Here is a 15376-nt window from a genome sequence, read left to right on the forward strand (position 1 = left end):
GGAAATCAATTCATCCTGGGGGTAAGGGGTTTGGTCAGGGCGCTGAAGCGGCGGACCTCGCTTTCGATGAAAGCCGCAAACTCGGCCGGTCCCTGGGGGCCGTACTCGATGCCTTGCTCCGCGAGAACCTTCACCATGGAAGGCTCGGCCAGCACCGCCAGCAGATCGTCCGAGAGCTTCCTGACCATCTCCCGGGGCAGGCCGGCCGGGCCGCAGATGCCGGCCCAGTTCACCGCCTCGAACCCCGGCAGCGTCTCGGCAATCGCCGGCACCTGCGGAAACAGCGAGCTGCGCTGGACACTGGTGACACCCAGCACCTTGAACGTGCCAGCTTTGATGAAAGCCTCGGCCGAGCCGAGCACCGAGAAACCGAGCGGAATCAGGCCCCCGCCCATGTCGGTGTACATCTTCGCCGCGCCGTTGTACGGGATGTGCTGAAGCTCGATGCCCGCCATGTGGTTGAGCATCTCGCCGGCCACATGCGCGGAGGTGCCGATCCCGTTGGAGCCGAACGAAAACGTGTTCGGGGGCTGGGCCTTGGCCAGTGCGATCAGGCCCTTGATGTCGTTCGCGGGGAAGCTTGCCTGCGCGATCAGGCCCACCGTGTAGTAACCGATGCGGGCCAGCGGCTGCAGGTCCTTGATCTCGTAAGGCAGGTCCTTGCGCTGCACCGCGTTGATGCTGAGTGAACTGCCCAGCAGGCCGATCACATGCCCATCCGCCGGTGCGCGAGCCACCGCCTGCGTGCCGACCACCACACCGCCGCCGGGCTTGTTCTCCACCACCACCGACTGCTTCCACTTCGCCTCCAGCCTCTCGGCGAGCACGCGCGCCAGCCGGTCGGCCGCGCCGCCCGGCGGCTGCGGCAGCACCAGCCGCACCGCCCGCGAAGGCGAGCCCTGCGACCACGCCAGGCCATGCGCGGCCAGCAGGGCAGAAAACACCCACTGGCGCCGATTGAGGGAAGATTGCATGCTTGTCTCCTTGTCGTTAGAGCCAGTCCGCTGGCGTGCAGGCATCTTCCTTCTCCCCGGCAAACACCGTCAAATGAAAAGTATTGAGCAACCCATAACCTTTGGCTATGTCCTCGCAGCCGCGGAAACGGCGCCATGAACCTGCGCCACATGGAGGCCTTTCGCGCCGTCATGCTCACCGGCGGAGTGGGTGGGGCCGCCGAGCTCCTGCACATCTCGCAGCCGGCCGTGAGCAAGCTGCTCGCGCAGGCGCGAAAGCACGCCGGCTTCGCCCTGTTCGAGCGGGTCAGGGGACGGCTGCTGCCCACGCCAGAGGCCCAGGAACTCTTTGGTGAAATCGAGTCCCTCTGGCGCGGCGTCGAGCGCGTGCGCGACGTCTCGCGCCAACTCGCCTCGCCGCGCCAGGGCACCTTGAAGCTGGGCGTGTCCGCCACCTTTGCGACCTACCTCGTGCCCAAGGTGCTGGCCGAACTGATGGCACAGATGCCCGAACTCAACAGCCAGATGGAAATCCTCATCGCGCCCATCATGGTGGACGCCCTGCAGGACCGCACCATCGACCTCGGCGTCGCCCTCCAGCCCGTCGACCACCCCAACCTCTCGCGCGTCCAGGGCTACCGGTGCGGCTTCTCCTGCGCCATGCGACCGGACCATCCGCTGGCCAGGAAACGGGCCATCAAAGTCACCGACCTGCGATCGCAACGCATCATCACCTCGCCGTCCGACAGCCCCTATGGCCAGGCCCTGCACCGCGTCTACGGGCGCGAGGCGCCGGACCTGCAGCTCCAGATGCAGGTCCGCTCCTCCGCCTCGGCCTGCTGGCTGGCGCAGGCCGGTGTCGGCATCGCGGTGGTGGACAGCGCCGCCGTGGCGGGCGGCACCTTCGCCGGCCTGGCCATCCGCCCCTTCGTCACGGCCGAACGCCTGTCCGTCAGCATCCTGCGCAACCGCTACCGGCCCCTGTCCCTGGTGCAGAAGGCCTTCTGTTCAACATTTGACGCCGTGTGGCGAAAGGACATGGGCCATGAATGACCCCCGACGGCCGGAGCCGACCCCATGAGCGCCTGCACCAGCTGCGGCGCCTGCTGCGCCTGCTTCCGGGTCGATTTTTCGGTCCATGAACTCGACGACATGGGCGGCCCCGTGCCCGCCGGGCTGGCGGTCGACGTCACCGATCACACCGCCCGCATGCGCGGCACCGACCACTCGCCGCCCCGCTGCGCCGCCCTCAGCGGCAAAGTCGGCCAGCGGGCCATCTGCGGCATCTACGAATGGCGCCCCTCCCCCTGCCGCGAATTCGAGGAAGGCAGCGACGCCTGCGCCCGCGCCCGCCAGCGGCACGGTCTGCCCGCGCTCATTTGATTCAGGCCTCAACTATTTTGCGCGTCTGTTGGCAATAACCGACACCACGGAATTTTTCACGGTGCTACCTTTCATGCACCATGAAACAGCTCTGGGACATCTCTCCGCCGGTGCATGCCGGCGCCCCGGTATTTCCGGGTGACACCGCCTACACCCAGCAGTGGGCCGCCACCATCGGCCCGGGCTGCCCGGTCAACGTCAGCGCCATCACACTCTCGCCCCACGTGGGCGCACACGCCGATGCGCCGCTGCACTACGACGCCGGCGGCGCGGCCATCGGCCACGTTCCGCTCGACCCCTTCCTCGGCCCCTGCCGCGTGATCCATGCCATCGGCTGCGGCCCACTGGTCCGACCCGAGCACATCGCGCACGCGCTCGCCAACCTGCCCCAGCGCGTGCTCGTGCGCGTGTACGAACGCCAGCCGCAAGACCGCTTCGACGACGCCCTGCCCGCCTTCGCCCCCGACACCGTCGAACAGCTCGCCGACCTCGGCGTGCAGCTCATCGGCATCGACAGCGCCAGCATCGACCCCGCCGACAGCAAGACGCTCGACAGCCACCAGACCATCCGCCGGCGCGGCCTGCGCGTGCTGGAAAACCTGCTGCTCGACGACGTGCCCGAAGGCGACTACGAACTTATCGCCCTCCCCCTCAAACTCACCACCGCAGACGCCAGCCCCGTGCGCGCCGTGCTTCGCTCACTGACATGAACCACCCCACCCCCACCCTCGCCGACTGCCGCGCGCTCGACGCGCAAGACCCGCTGCGCCCCCTGCGCGAGCTCTTCTTCCTCCCCGAAGGCACCCTCTACCTCGACGGCAACTCGCTCGGCGCCATGCCGCGCAGCGCCCCCGCGCGCGTGGCCGAGGTGGTGACCCAGGAATGGGGCACCGACCTCATCCAGAGCTGGAACAAGCACGGCTGGTTTGCCCAGCCGAAAAAGGTGGGCGACAAGATCGCGCGCCTCATCGGCGCCGAGCCCGGCACCGTGGTCGCCACCGACAGCACCTCGGTCAACCTCTTCAAAGTGCTCTCGGCCGCCATGAACCTCTCCAGCGTCGACCACCCCAGGCGCCGGCGCATCGTGAGCGAACGCAGCAACTTCCCCACCGACCTCTACATCGCCGAAGCCCTGTGCCAGCAGCACGGCTTCGAGCTCGTGCTGGTCGAGCCCGAGGACATCGCCGCCGCCCTCACCCCCGAGGTCGCCGTGCTCATGCTCACCCACGTGAACTACCGCACCGGCGCCATGCACGACATGCCCGCCGTCACCGCCGCCGCGCACGCCACCGGCGCGCTCATGCTGTGGGACCTCGCGCACAGCGCGGGCGCCGTGCCGGTGGACCTCACCGGCGCCGGCGCCGACTACGCCGTCGGCTGTGGCTACAAATACCTCAACGGCGGCCCGGGCGCGCCGGCCTTCGTGTGGGTCAACCCACGCCACGCCGACCGCTTCTGGCAGCCCCTGGCCGGCTGGTGGGGCCACGCCACCCCTTTCGAATTCACCCCCGACTACCGGCCCGCGCCCGGCATCACGCGCTACCAGTGCGGCACCCAGCCCATGATCAGCCTGGCCGCGCTCGAATGCGGCGTGGACACCCTGCTCGCCGCCGAAGCCCACGGCGGCATGGCCGCGCTGCGCACCAAGTCGCTCGCGCTCACCGACCTCTTCATCGAACTCGTGGACGAACACTGCCAGGGCCACGGCATCGGCCTGGCCACGCCCCTGGACCCGGCGCAACGCGGCTCGCAGGTCTGCCTCACGCGGGACGAAGGCGCCTACGCCATCGTGCAGGCGCTCATCGCGCGCGGCGTGGTCGGCGACTTCCGCGCGGGCGATGGCCAGCGCCACAAGGACATTCTTCGCTTCGGCTTCACCCCGCTCTACATCGGCTTTGAAGACGTGTGGAACGCCGCCGACCAGTTGCGCCAGGTGCTGGAAACCGGCGAATGGCGCCGCGCCGAATTCAACACCAAGCACGCAGTGACCTGAACATGTGCCCGCACCAACACCCCAGCACCGACAGCGCCAGACCCGAAGACATCGTTCGCGAGGAAGGCGCGCAGCTCGACTTCAGCCGCGACATGAGCTACGGCGACTACCTGCAGCTCGACGCCATCCTCAACGCGCAGAAACCGCTCTCGCCCGCGCACGACGAAATGCTCTTCATCGTGCAGCACCAGACCAGCGAACTCTGGATGAAGCTCATGCTGCACGAGCTGCGCGCCGCCATCGACAGCATCGCCAGAGACGAACTGCAACCCGCCTTCAAGATGCTCGCGCGCACCTCCAAGATCATGGAACAGCTGGTGCACGCCTGGGACGTGCTCGCCACCATGACCCCGCCCGAATACAGCGCGCTGCGGCCCTACCTCGCGCAGTCCAGCGGCTTCCAGAGCCACCAGTACCGCTGCATCGAATTCGCCATGGGCAACAAGAACGCCGCCATGCTCAAGCCGCACGCGCACAACCCCGAGCGCATGGCCACCGTGCAGGCCGCCTACGAAGCCCCGTCGCTTTATGACGAAGCCCTGCGCCTGCTCGCGCGGCGCGGCCTGGCCGTGCCCGCCAGCCACACGCAGCGCGACTGGACCCAGCCCTACGAAGCCAGCGACGCGGTCGAACAGGCCTGGCTGCAGGTGTACCGCAACCCCAAGGACCACTGGGACCTGTACCAGCTCGGCGAAAAACTCACCGACCTCGAAGACGCCTTCCGCCTCTGGCGCTTCCGGCACGTCACCACGGTGGAACGTGTGATCGGCTTCAAGCGCGGCACCGGCGGCACCGGCGGCGTGAGCTACCTGCGCAAGATGCTCGACGTGGTGCTGTTCCCCGAGATCTGGCGCCTGCGCACCGACCTCTGAACCCGCGCCGGGCGGTCCGAGCCACCGCCGCAGGCGCGCTGCCGCTCACACCTGCAGCGCCAGCCTGGCCCGGTTGGCGCTGCGTGCCGCGGAATACTCCATGATGCGCGCCACCTCATCGGCCACGTGCTCGCCGAAGCGCTTTTCCAGCAGATACAGCATCGCATCAATGCACAGCGTCACCCCACCACCGGTGACGACCTGCCCCGCATCCACCAGCAAAGCCCGCTCGGCCTGAACCGCGGGAAAGCGCTCGCGCAACTCCGCCAGGGGCGACACCTCCGGCGGCACGACCTCGACCTTGGTCGTGGCCCGCTTTCCATCGAGGAGGCCCGCCTGCGCCAGAATCATCGCGCCCGTGCACACCGAACACAGCGTCGCTGCTGGCGCCACACGCTGCACGAAAGCCTGGATCACCGGATCTTGCGACGCCTTGCGCCAGCCCGGCCCGCCGGGCACGAGCAGCACGTCCACGTCCTGCACCTCGTCGAACGTCCTCGTGGGCAGCACCATCAGACCATTGGAGAACGGGACCGCGTCGCGCGTGGCGGCAACCGTCTCGTAAGACAGCGCCGGGACGATCCGCCTGGCCATCGAAATCACGCCGATGGCGGCCAGATCCACGGGCTCGATGCCCTCGTAAAGAAGAAAAGTGACGTGCATGTGGGCTCCTGAAAAGCCACCACCATAGTTTCCAAATGGGAAACTTAGTACAGGGTTTTCGATAAGTTGCCTGTTGGGAAACATCTTTAGAATCCGCTCGCTGGCTTGACAACCGTCGTCCGTCAGCAAACATCTTTGGAAGGAGCCAGCCCATGCCAGCACCGTTCAAGCCCCCTCCGTCCTGAGACGGCTGCGCGCTCCGGCGTCTTACCCAGGCGCCGGTGCAGATGGTCTCGAAGATCCGGCGCGCTACTGCGACCCACGTCGCCCTCGAATGCACACAGCCGCTGCGCGCGGCAGGGCGCAGCTTTACCCGTCGTTTTGTCAGCGCATCCCTCGTCAAGCCACGGTCCCACGAACACCGTGAGATCACACAACAGGAAACCGATATGAGCTACTCCGCAACGGCCGAGCGCGAATCCGAGCCGGCCAGCACCCATGCTTCCGAGGTGAATCGGGTGGTCTTCGCCAGCTCGATAGGCACCATCATCGAGTGGTATGACTTCCTCATCTACGGCACCGCCGCGGCGCTGGTCTTCAACAAGCTGTTCTTCCCCGCCGATGACCCCTTCCTGGGCACGCTGGCCGCACTCGGCAGCGCGGCGGTAGGCTTCTTCGCCAGGCCATTCGGCGGCGCATTCTTCGGGTACCTCGGCGACAAACTCGGGCGCAAGTCGATGCTCCTGGTCACGCTGGTCATCATGGGCCTGGGCACTTTCGCCATCGGCCTGCTGCCCACCTACGAGCAGATCGGCATCTGGGCGCCGATCCTGCTGGTCACCCTGCGCATCATCCAGGGCATCGGGCTCGGTGGCGAGTGGGGCGGCGCGGCCTTGATGGTGCTCGAACACGCCCCCAAGCACCGGCGCGGGTTCTGCGGCAGCCTCGTGCAGGTCGGCTTCCCCATCGGCCTCATTCTTTCCGCAGCGGTGTTCGCGGCCGTGTCGCAACTGCCCGAGGAGGACTTCCTCTCGTGGGGGTGGCGCATCCCCTTCCTCTCCAGCATCGTGCTGGTCGCGCTGGGCACCTTCATCCGCTTCAAGGTCTCGGAGTCGCCCGTCTTCCTGGAGATGAAAGCCAAGAAGGAAATCGCGCGCAACCCGTTCGTGGAAGCGGTCTTCAAGCACCCGAAGAACTTCCTGATTGCCGTGGGCCTGAAGATCTGCGAAGTGTCCTGGGTGTACATGCTGACCGTCTTCATGGTCGTCTACGCCACGAAGAATCTGGACCTCTCCAAGGCGTTGATGCTCAACGCGATCATGATCGCCGCGGCGATCGAAATCGTCACCATCCCGCTCTTTGGCTACCTCTCGGACCGCGTCGGCCGCCGCCCGTTCTACTTCGCCGGAACGATCTTCACCGTGCTCTTTGCCTTCCCGCTGTTCTGGCTGATGGACACCCGGGACCCGTATATCGTGATCGCGGCGATCGCCATTGCCCTGAGCTTCGGCCACGGTCTCATGTTCGGCCCCCAGGCCACCTACTTCCCCGAGTTGTTCGGCGCGCGGGTGCGGTACACCGGCGCCTCGTTCGGCTTCCAGGTCTCCGCGGCCATCGGCGGCGGTCTCACGCCCATCCTGGCCACCGTGCTGGTCAACAAGTTCGGCGGCTCGCATGGCGTCTCCATGCTGCTGATCGCGCTCGCAGGCATCACCTTCATCGCCGCGTGCTTCGCCCGCGAGACGCGCCACGATTCGGTGAGAGAACTCTAACCACGCCAGCCGCACCTTCCTCGCGTGCCCGGGCTGGCAACCCGGGCGGCCCCTGGAGGGCCATCGGCCCGCGGACTTGCCAACCGGGTCGAAAAAACGCCCCTTGCCAATCGCGCCAAGTTTTCCCATTGGGCAACCCATTCGCGATTCCGGCAGGCATCCGGATTCATCAAACAGGAGAAAGACATGTCGAACGTATTCCAAGAGCGCCTTGTTGGGAAACTGGAGCCGACCATCGGCGGCTCCGTCTACGTGGACCCCGCCACGATGGAATGGAAACCCTCCCAGTTCCCCAAAATCCAGATGAAGGTCCTCTATCGCAACGACGAGTCCGGCGAGATGACCGTTCTCTTGAAATGGGAGCCGGGCGCGGTGCTTCCTTTCCACAAGCACCCCGAAATCGAGCAAAGCTACGTGCTGGAGGGCGCCTTCTCCGATCACGACGGCACCTGCCACGCCGGTCAGTTCGTCTACCGCCACCCGGGCTCGCTGCACGAGACGCGCTCGGAGACGGGCTGCACCATCCTCGCCGTTTACCGCAAGCCCAACATCTTCTTCAACGCCGCAGGCTTCGAAGCGGACAAGTGAGCGCAGGCCATGGCCTACGTCGTCACCGAAGCCTGCATCGCCTGCCGCTACGGGGAATGCGTCGCGGTGTGTCCACAGGGCGCCTTCCACGCCGGGCCCAACTTCGTCGTCATCAACCCCGTCACCTGCGCGAACTGCGGCCTGTGCGAGATGGTCTGCCCTGTGAATGCGATCTGCGCCGCGGCGGACCTGCCGGCGGCGCAGCAGGCCTACCGGCAACTGAACGCACAGCTCAGCGGCGTCTGGCCCGTGGTCCGGGACATCGACCCCCTGCCCGACGCCGACGCCCACGCGTTTGACACCGACAAACGGGACCGCCTGGTCATCGAGCGCCCCTCTTCCTGACGATGGGGCCTTCCCCCACCCCCGACAGCCTGGCGCGCCTCATCGGTCCGCCAGGCTGTTTCCTCTGGAACGCGCGCCGGTGCCCACCGACCGCCTCGCGGGAACGGGCATGGGTAATCCCTTCATGGTGCGCATCCCGGCGTGAGCTATGCTGGGAAACCCATCCATTTCCAGGGAAAATTCAGGCAACATGGTTGCAGCACGCTCTCAAAAAACCCGAAAACCCGAAGCACAAGCCCCAGCCACCAAAGAAGTGGAAGTGCACATTGCGCTGGGCGCGCGCTTGAAGCAACGCCGCCTCGAAGCCAAGCTGACGCTGGCCGAACTCGCGCAGCGCTCGGGATTCGGCAAAGCCTATTTGTCGCGCATCGAGAACGGCAAGAAAGTCCCTCCGATCGGCACGCTCTCTCGCATCACCGATGTGCTCGGCATCGAGGCGGCCAGCCTGCTCACCGAAACCCCCCATACCGCATGGCGGGGGGTGAGCTTCGTCAAGAAGACGGACAAGCGCCCGACCGTCATGGGGGGCAGCCAGTTCGGCTACGACTACTTTGCGCTGACCGACGCCACCACGGGACGCGCGCTCCAGCCCTTCATCTTTTCCTTCCCCGACAAGGTCGACAAGTTCGTCTTCTTCGAGCACGAAGGCGAAGAAATGATGCACGTGCTCACCGGGCGGGTGGAATGGCAGGTGGGCATGGACAAGTTCGTGCTGGAGCCAGGCGACACCATCCACTTCGACTCAAGGATTCCCCATCGCGGCCATTGCCTCTCCGGACCCGCCACGGCCCTGGTCGTGATGTATTCGCCCGCCGGCTCGAAGGCCAACCTGGCCTGAGCCGGGTGCACTCGCGCACCGGCCTGTCCCGGGCGCCCGCCTCAGGGATTCGCGCCGGCTGGGGCGGCAGCGGCGGCCTGAGTGCAGCCGTTGAGGTAGCCGAACTCATTGCAAGCTGCCACAAAACTCTTTGCCGCATCGGGCCGGCCAAAGCCATAGACCGGCACATCGGCCTCCCGCGCGCGGGTCGCCACGCCGGTGTAGTCGCTGTCCGATGACACGATGCAGAAACCGTCCACCTTGCGCTGCGGCGCGTGCAGCATTTCCATCATGTCCATGATCAAGGCCGAGTCGCTGGCGTTCTTGCCGTGGCGGTAGTGGAACTGCTGGACCGGGCGGATCACGTGGGTTTCCAGCACCTTGCGCCAGGAGAGCAGGTGCGGGTTGGTCCAGTCGGCGTACGCGCGGCGGATCAGAAGCCGGCCGCGTTCGGCGGCGAACCGCATCACGGGTTCGCAGCACGTCCAGCTCATGTTCTCGGCATCGATCAGCAGCGCAAGCCGCAGCGGCGGGGGAAAAAGAAACGGTGGTTGCGTCATGGGCCTTCCTGTTGCCATGAGATCCACCGCCACCCTTTTGAGGTGGCGGTGGCCCGAACAGGTTGGCGTACCGGGATAGCGTTCGCGAGCCGGCGAGACTTGCGTCTCCCCGTCCGGGCCACCATAAAAGGAAAGCACAGACGAAGAAGATGATGGCCGCAACGCCAAAACGCTGCAGCCATCTCAACAAACGCTATCTTCAGGACGCCAATCCTGATCGCACTTTTGTACGACGAAAGAAGTATAGCTTCGGCGTTCAGCGCCGCCGATACGCCCCGCAGTGTTTTCCCGTCCACTTCTTGAACGCGCGCTGGAACGTCGGGCTGTCGCTGAAGCCCAGCTCGCTTGCCAGCTGCACCAGCGACACGCGCGATGACGACAGGCGCGAGATCGCGAGGTCGCGCCGCAGGTCGTCCTTGAGCCATTGCAGCGAGGTGTGTTCGGCCGAGAGGTGCCGCTGCAGGCTCGACGGCGAGGTGTGCAGGTGTTCGGCCACTTCTTCCAGCGAAGGCCATTGGGGGTAGCTGCGCATGAGGTGGTTGCGCACCCGCTGCGCCACAGCGCCGAAGTCGCGCGGCGGCGAGATGACTTGTGTGTACGCATCGGTCAGGAACACGCGCAGGGCCGGCTCGTCGCGGCTCACCGGCGTCTGCAGCTCCGAGGCCTTGAACCAGAAGCCGAAGGCCGCCTGCCCGTAGCGCCGGGGCGCGGGGAACACGAGGTTGTAGCCCTCCTGCCCCTGGGGCTCGGGGTAGCTGAAGTCGAAGTGCCGGATGGGCAACGGCGCGTTCAGCAGCCACGCGGCCAGCCGCCAGAGCACGCGCACCATGGTTTCCTGCGCAAACACCGGCGTGGGGTGCCCGGGGGCGATGGTCTGCATGTGCAGGCCGGCTTCGTCGCCGTTGACCTGCAGCGAGAAAAAGATGTCGTCCTGCAGCAGGTTGAGCGCCGCGCTCATGCGCTTGAGCGCGCTGCGCAGGTCTTGCGCCGAGAGGCCTTCGCGCGCCGTCAGCGCGAAGCTGCCGGGCTTGAACGGGCGCGAGAACAGGCCCATGCACTCGTCCTTCATGTCGTTGAGCAAGGCATAGAAAAGCGCCACGTATTGCATCGGCGTGACGCCCGGGTAACCGGGTTGGCGCAGGGCATGCGGGTCTACCCCGGCTTGACGTAGATAGCCATCCATGTTCAAGCCCTTGCTTTCCGGCCCGGAGAGCATGCCGAAGACGAAAACAGGGGCAATGAAGGCCCCAGGGTTTTCCCGAGGTTTTCGGCGTTTGAGGTCTTTTGCCATGGTTTCAGGGTGTTCGGCTATCGCCTGGAAATGGGGCGAAGCCTAGCATCCGCCCCGTCTTCCGACCAATTTTTTTCGGGGCCATCGGCCCATCGCACAAAGGACCGTTCATGAAGCAAGACGTGTATGTCGTGGGGGTCGGCATGGTGCCGTTCACCAAACCCGGGGCGAGCGAGCCCTACCCGCAGATGGCGGCCAAGGCGGTGAACGCGGCGCTGCGCGATGCGGGCCTGGACTACGCCAAGGTGCAGCAGGCCTACGTGGGCTACGTGTACGGCGACTCCACCGCGGGCCAGCGCGCGCTGTACGAAGTGGGCATGACGGGCATTCCCGTGGTGAACGTGAACAACAACTGCTCCACCGGTTCGACCGCGCTCTTTCTTGCGCGCCAGGCGGTGATGAGCGGCGCGGCGGACTGCGTGCTGGCGCTGGGCTTCGAGCAGATGAACCCGGGCGCCCTGGGTTCGGTGTTCAAGGACCGCGCGAGCGCCTTCGAGCGTTTCGACGAAGCCACCGAGGCCCTGGTGGGCCATGGCGAGATTCCGCTGGCGCTGCGCTACTTTGGCGGCGCGGGCCTGGCGCACATGGAGGAGTTCGGCACGCCGCTGAACACCTTCGCGAAGATCCGCGCCAAGGCCAGCCGCCATGCGTCGAACAACCCGCTGGCGCTGTTTCGCACGGTGGTGACGGAAGAGGACGTGATGAACGCGCCGGTGATGTGGCCGGGCGTGATGACGCGCCTGATGGCCTGCCCGCCCACCTGTGGCGCGGCAGCGGCCATCGTGTGCTCGGAAGCCTTCGCCAGGAAGCACGGTTTGAACACGGCGGTGCGCATCCGCGCGCAGGCGATGACAACCGACAGCCCCGCCACCTTCGAAGCCCAGGACATGCGCGAGGTGGTGGGCTTCAGCATGGCCAAGGCCTGCGCCGAGCAGGTGTATGCCGAGGCCGGCCTGGGCCCGCGCGACGTGCAGGTGGTGGAGCTGCACGATTGCTTCGCGCACAACGAGCTGCTGAGCTACGAGGCGCTGGGCCTGTGTGAGCGCGGCGGCGCGCAGCGGTTCGTGGAGGACGGCGACAACACCTACGGCGGCCAGGTGGTCACCAACCCCTCGGGCGGTCTGCTCTCCAAGGGCCACCCGCTGGGTGCCACGGGTCTGGCGCAATGCACCGAGCTCGTGCAGCAACTGCGCGGCCAGGCCGAGAAGCGCCAGGTGGAAGGCGCGCGCATCGCGCTGCAGCACAACCTGGGCCTGGGCGGGGCGTGTGTGGTGACGATGTACGAAAAGGTGGCCGCATGATCGACCGCAAATTCATCGGCTACCAGCTCAAGCCTTCGGTGCTCACGCTGGACCGCACGCGCCTGCGGTTTTTTGCCAAGGCCATCGGCGAGAAGGACCCGGTCTATCTGGACCCGGCCGCCGCGCAGGCCGCCGGCTATGCGGACGTGCCGGCCCCGCCCACCTTTCTGTTCGCGGCCGAGCTCGACAGCGGGGCGAACGACCAGCTGCTCGCCGACCTGGACATCCCGCTGGCCAAGCTGCTGCACGGCGAGCAGTCGTTCCGCTACCTCCAGCCGGTGTGCGCGGGCGACACGGTGACGGTGCAATCGACCATCACCGACATCTACGACAAGAAGGGCGGCAAGCTGGAGTTCGCCGTCAAGGATTCCAAGGTGACCAACCAGCGCGAGGAACTCGTCGCCGAGCTGCGCACCGTGCTCGTTGTCCGCCACTGAAAGGGAAGAGAACACCATGACCGCATCCATCAAGGTCGGCGACCGCCTGCCCGCCCTGCAACTCCCGCCGGTGGACCGCGCCACGCTCGCGCTCTTCGGCGGCGCCTCGGGCGACCACAACCCGATCCACATCGACCTGGACTTCGCGCGCCGCTCGGGCATGCCCGACGTGTTCGCGCAGGGCATGCTGGGCATGGCCTGGGTGGGCCGGCTCATCACGCAATGGGCGCCGCAGTCGCGCCTGCGCCGGTACGACGCACGCTTCGCCGGCATCACCCACCTGGGCAACGCCATCACTTGCAGCGGCGAGGTGGTGGAGCTGATGGACCTCGACGGCGAGGCCTGCGCGCGCGTGGCCGTGAGCTCTTCGAATCAATACGGCCAGAACAAGATCGTCGGCGAGGCCATCGTGGCACTGGCCTGAACGCACACCGACACACACAAGAGGAAAGACACAGCATGAGCAAGAAACTCGACGGCAAGGTGGCCCTGATCACGGGCTCGGGGCGCGGCATCGGCCGTGAGATCGCCCTCAAGCTCGCCAGGGATGGCGCGCGCCTGGTGATCAACGACCTGGACGCCGACCCGGCGCAGGAGACCGTGGAGGCCATCAAGGCCCTGGGCGGGGAGGCCGTGGCCTGCGTGGGCAGCGTGACAGCGCCCGATTTCTCCGAGCGCTTCATCGGCGCGGCGGTGGAGAACTTCAAGGGCCTGGACATCATCGTCAACAACGCCGGCTACACCTGGGACAACGTGATCCAGAAGATGACCGACGAGCAGTGGTACGCCATCATGGACTGCCACCTCACCGCGCCGTTTCGCATCCTGCGCGCGGCGCAGCCGGTGATCCGCGCGCTGTCCAAGGCCGAGACGGACAGCGGCGTGCGCAAGGTGCGCAAGGTGGTGAACATTTCGTCCATGGCCGGGGTGTTCGGCAACGTGGGCCAGTCCAACTATTCGGCGGCCAAGGCCGGCATCATGGGCCTCACGCAGGCGCTGGCCAAGGAGTGGGGCCGCATGAACGTGACGGTGAACTGCGTGGCCTTCGGCCTCATCAAGACGCGGCTGACCGGCAGCACCGCCGATGGCGCCACCACGAACATCGACGGGCGCGACATCAAGGTGGGCGTGAACCCGGGCCTGCTGTCGATGATGGAGCAGACCATCCCGCTGGGCCGGGGCGGCACGCCCGAAGAAGCCGCGGGCTCGGTGTACCTGTTCTGCATCCCCGAGTCGGACTACGTCAGCGGCCAGACGCTGATCTGCTCCGGCGGCCTGACGGGCATGTGATGAGCATGCTGCCGCGCCTGCACCAGCATCCCTGGATGGATGCCGACATCGAGGCTTTTCGCGAGCAGGTCCGCCGTTGCGTGGCGGACAAGCTCGCGCCCCACCTCAATGCCTGGCGCCGCCAGGGCTTCATCCCCCGCGAGTCCTGGCGCAGCCTGGGCGAGCTGGGTTTCCTGTTGCCCGAGATGCCCGAGGCCTATGGCGGCCCGGGTGCGAGCATCGCCTACCAGCTGGTGGTGCAGGACGAGCTCTCCAAGCAGGAGGTGCCCGCCAACACCGGCGTGCACTCCATCGCCGCGCACTACATCCTGGACTACGGCACCGAAGAACAGAAGCAGCGCTGGCTGCCCCGCCTCGTCAGCGGCGAGATGCTGGCCGGCATCGCCATGACCGAACCCGGCGCGGGCTCCGATCTGAAAGCGATCCGCACCAGGGCGCGCCTCGATGGCGACCACTACGTGGTGGACGGTGCCAAGACCTTCATCACCAACGGCTTCACCGCCAACTTGCTGGTGGTGGTGGTGCGCACGGGCGAGGCCGGTGCCAAGGGCGTCTCGCTGATCGTGATGGAAACCGACCACCTGCCGGGCTTTCGCGTGGGCCGGCGGCTGGAGAAGCTGGGCCAGCACGCGTCGGACACGGCCGAGCTGTCGTTCGACGGCGTGCGCGTGCCGGCGTCCCAGCTGCTCGGCGGCCGGGAGGGCGAAGGCTTCAAGCAGCTGATGAGCCAGCTCACCTACGAGCGCCTGCTGCTCGCGGTGAACGCGGCGGCGGTGATCGAGCGCGCGGTGGAACTCACGGTGGACTACACGAAGCAGCGCAAGGCCTTCGGCCAGGCGCTGGCCGACTTCCAGAACACCCGCTTCAAGCTGGCCGAGTGCGCCACGCTGGCGCATGTGGTGCGCACGTTCGTGAACGACTGCATCCAGCGCCAGCTCGACGGCACGCTGGACAACGAGGCGGCCTACATGGCCAAGTGGTGGTGCTCGGAGCAGCAAGGCAAGGTGACGGACGAGTGCCTGCAGCTCTTCGGCGGCTACGGCTACATGGTCGAGTACCCGATCGCCCGGCTCTATGCCGACTCGCGCGTGCAGCGCATCTATGGCGGCGCCAACGAGATCATGAAAGACCTGATCGCCCGCAAGGTGGTGGGCTGATGAGCGCCGCCCGG

18 protein-coding genes are annotated in these 15376 nt (G+C 66.6%); 14 read left to right on the forward strand and 4 right to left on the reverse strand.

Going from position 1 to position 15376, the window contains the following annotated elements; translation table 11 throughout:
• Positions 1-5: 5 nt before the first annotated feature.
• Entirely contained in the window at positions 6-974 is a 969-nt protein-coding gene (locus tag KIT86_RS08260; RefSeq protein WP_297397139.1) for a tripartite tricarboxylate transporter substrate-binding protein, read from the reverse strand.
• Between the two features lie 135 nt (positions 975-1109).
• On the opposite strand from KIT86_RS08260, the gene KIT86_RS08265 reads away from it, so the two are divergent.
• The 5 genes from KIT86_RS08265 (at position 1110) to kynA (ending at position 5201) form a co-directional block, all read left to right on the forward strand.
• Positions 1110-2006, forward strand: a complete 897-nt coding sequence (locus tag KIT86_RS08265; protein WP_297397141.1) for a LysR substrate-binding domain-containing protein — start codon at positions 1110-1112, stop codon at positions 2004-2006.
• 24 nt (positions 2007-2030) lie between these two features.
• Entirely contained in the window at positions 2031-2336 is a 306-nt protein-coding gene (locus KIT86_RS08270) for a YkgJ family cysteine cluster protein (protein WP_297397143.1), read from the forward strand.
• Positions 2337-2416: 80 nt separating this feature from the next.
• Positions 2417-3046, forward strand: coding sequence for an arylformamidase (kynB, locus tag KIT86_RS08275; protein ID WP_297397145.1), 630 nt, complete (start codon positions 2417-2419; stop codon positions 3044-3046).
• On the forward strand, positions 3043-4329 hold the full coding sequence (gene kynU, locus KIT86_RS08280; protein WP_297397147.1) for a kynureninase: 1287 nt from the start codon (positions 3043-3045) through the stop codon (positions 4327-4329). The genes kynB and kynU overlap by 4 nt, the downstream gene beginning before the upstream one ends.
• Positions 4330-4331: 2 nt before the next feature.
• Positions 4332-5201: a tryptophan 2,3-dioxygenase gene (gene kynA, locus KIT86_RS08285; RefSeq protein WP_297397149.1), complete on the forward strand. Its 870-nt coding sequence runs from the start codon at positions 4332-4334 to the stop codon at positions 5199-5201.
• Between the two features lie 45 nt (positions 5202-5246).
• On the opposite strand, the gene KIT86_RS08290 is transcribed toward kynA, so the two are convergent.
• On the reverse strand, positions 5247-5864 hold the full coding sequence (locus KIT86_RS08290; protein WP_297397151.1) for a DJ-1/PfpI family protein: 618 nt from the start codon (positions 5862-5864) through the stop codon (positions 5247-5249).
• Between the two features lie 389 nt (positions 5865-6253).
• Between KIT86_RS08290 and KIT86_RS08295 the strand changes: the two genes are divergently transcribed.
• From KIT86_RS08295 to KIT86_RS08310, 4 genes are all read left to right on the forward strand, one after another.
• A complete protein-coding gene (locus KIT86_RS08295) occupies positions 6254-7576 on the forward strand; it encodes an MFS transporter (protein ID WP_297397153.1) in 1323 nt (440 codons plus the stop codon).
• Positions 7577-7762: 186 nt separating this feature from the next.
• Positions 7763-8164, forward strand: a complete 402-nt coding sequence (locus KIT86_RS08300) for a cupin domain-containing protein (protein ID WP_297397155.1) — start codon at positions 7763-7765, stop codon at positions 8162-8164.
• Positions 8165-8173: 9 nt separating this feature from the next.
• Positions 8174-8509, forward strand: a complete 336-nt coding sequence (locus tag KIT86_RS08305; protein ID WP_297397157.1) for a ferredoxin family protein — start codon at positions 8174-8176, stop codon at positions 8507-8509.
• A 259-nt stretch (positions 8510-8768) separates the two neighbouring features.
• On the forward strand, positions 8769-9347 hold the full coding sequence (locus KIT86_RS08310; protein WP_297397159.1) for an XRE family transcriptional regulator: 579 nt from the start codon (positions 8769-8771) through the stop codon (positions 9345-9347).
• 41 nt (positions 9348-9388) lie between these two features.
• Here KIT86_RS08310 and KIT86_RS08315 read toward each other — a convergent pair whose 3' ends face one another.
• Positions 9389-9886 (reverse strand): NYN domain-containing protein, encoded by a 498-nt coding sequence (locus KIT86_RS08315; protein WP_297397161.1) that lies wholly within the window; start codon positions 9884-9886, stop codon positions 9389-9391.
• Positions 9887-10142: 256 nt separating this feature from the next.
• Positions 10143-11069, reverse strand: a complete 927-nt coding sequence (locus KIT86_RS08320) for an AraC family transcriptional regulator (protein WP_297397163.1) — start codon at positions 11067-11069, stop codon at positions 10143-10145.
• Between the two features lie 218 nt (positions 11070-11287).
• Between KIT86_RS08320 and KIT86_RS08325 the strand changes: the two genes are divergently transcribed.
• Genes KIT86_RS08325 through KIT86_RS08345 form a run of 5 tightly spaced genes read left to right on the forward strand, consistent with a single transcriptional unit; the run spans position 11288 to position 15362 of the window.
• On the forward strand, positions 11288-12478 hold the full coding sequence (locus KIT86_RS08325) for a lipid-transfer protein (RefSeq protein ID WP_297397165.1): 1191 nt from the start codon (positions 11288-11290) through the stop codon (positions 12476-12478).
• Positions 12475-12915 (forward strand): MaoC family dehydratase N-terminal domain-containing protein, encoded by a 441-nt coding sequence (locus KIT86_RS08330; protein ID WP_297397167.1) that lies wholly within the window; start codon positions 12475-12477, stop codon positions 12913-12915. Before KIT86_RS08325 ends, KIT86_RS08330 begins: the two co-directional genes overlap by 4 nt.
• A gap of 16 nt (positions 12916-12931) precedes the next feature.
• Complete coding sequence (locus tag KIT86_RS08335) at positions 12932-13339, forward strand: MaoC family dehydratase (protein ID WP_297397169.1); 408 nt, start codon at positions 12932-12934, stop codon at positions 13337-13339.
• A gap of 35 nt (positions 13340-13374) precedes the next feature.
• Entirely contained in the window at positions 13375-14205 is an 831-nt protein-coding gene (locus KIT86_RS08340) for an SDR family NAD(P)-dependent oxidoreductase (protein WP_297397171.1), read from the forward strand.
• Between the two features lie 5 nt (positions 14206-14210).
• Complete coding sequence (locus tag KIT86_RS08345) at positions 14211-15362, forward strand: acyl-CoA dehydrogenase family protein (protein WP_297397215.1); 1152 nt, start codon at positions 14211-14213, stop codon at positions 15360-15362.
• The last annotated feature ends 14 nt before the right edge of the window (positions 15363-15376 follow it).

Source organism: Hydrogenophaga sp. (assembly GCF_026125825.1).
Taxonomy (GTDB): domain Bacteria; phylum Pseudomonadota; class Gammaproteobacteria; order Burkholderiales; family Burkholderiaceae_C; genus Hydrogenophaga.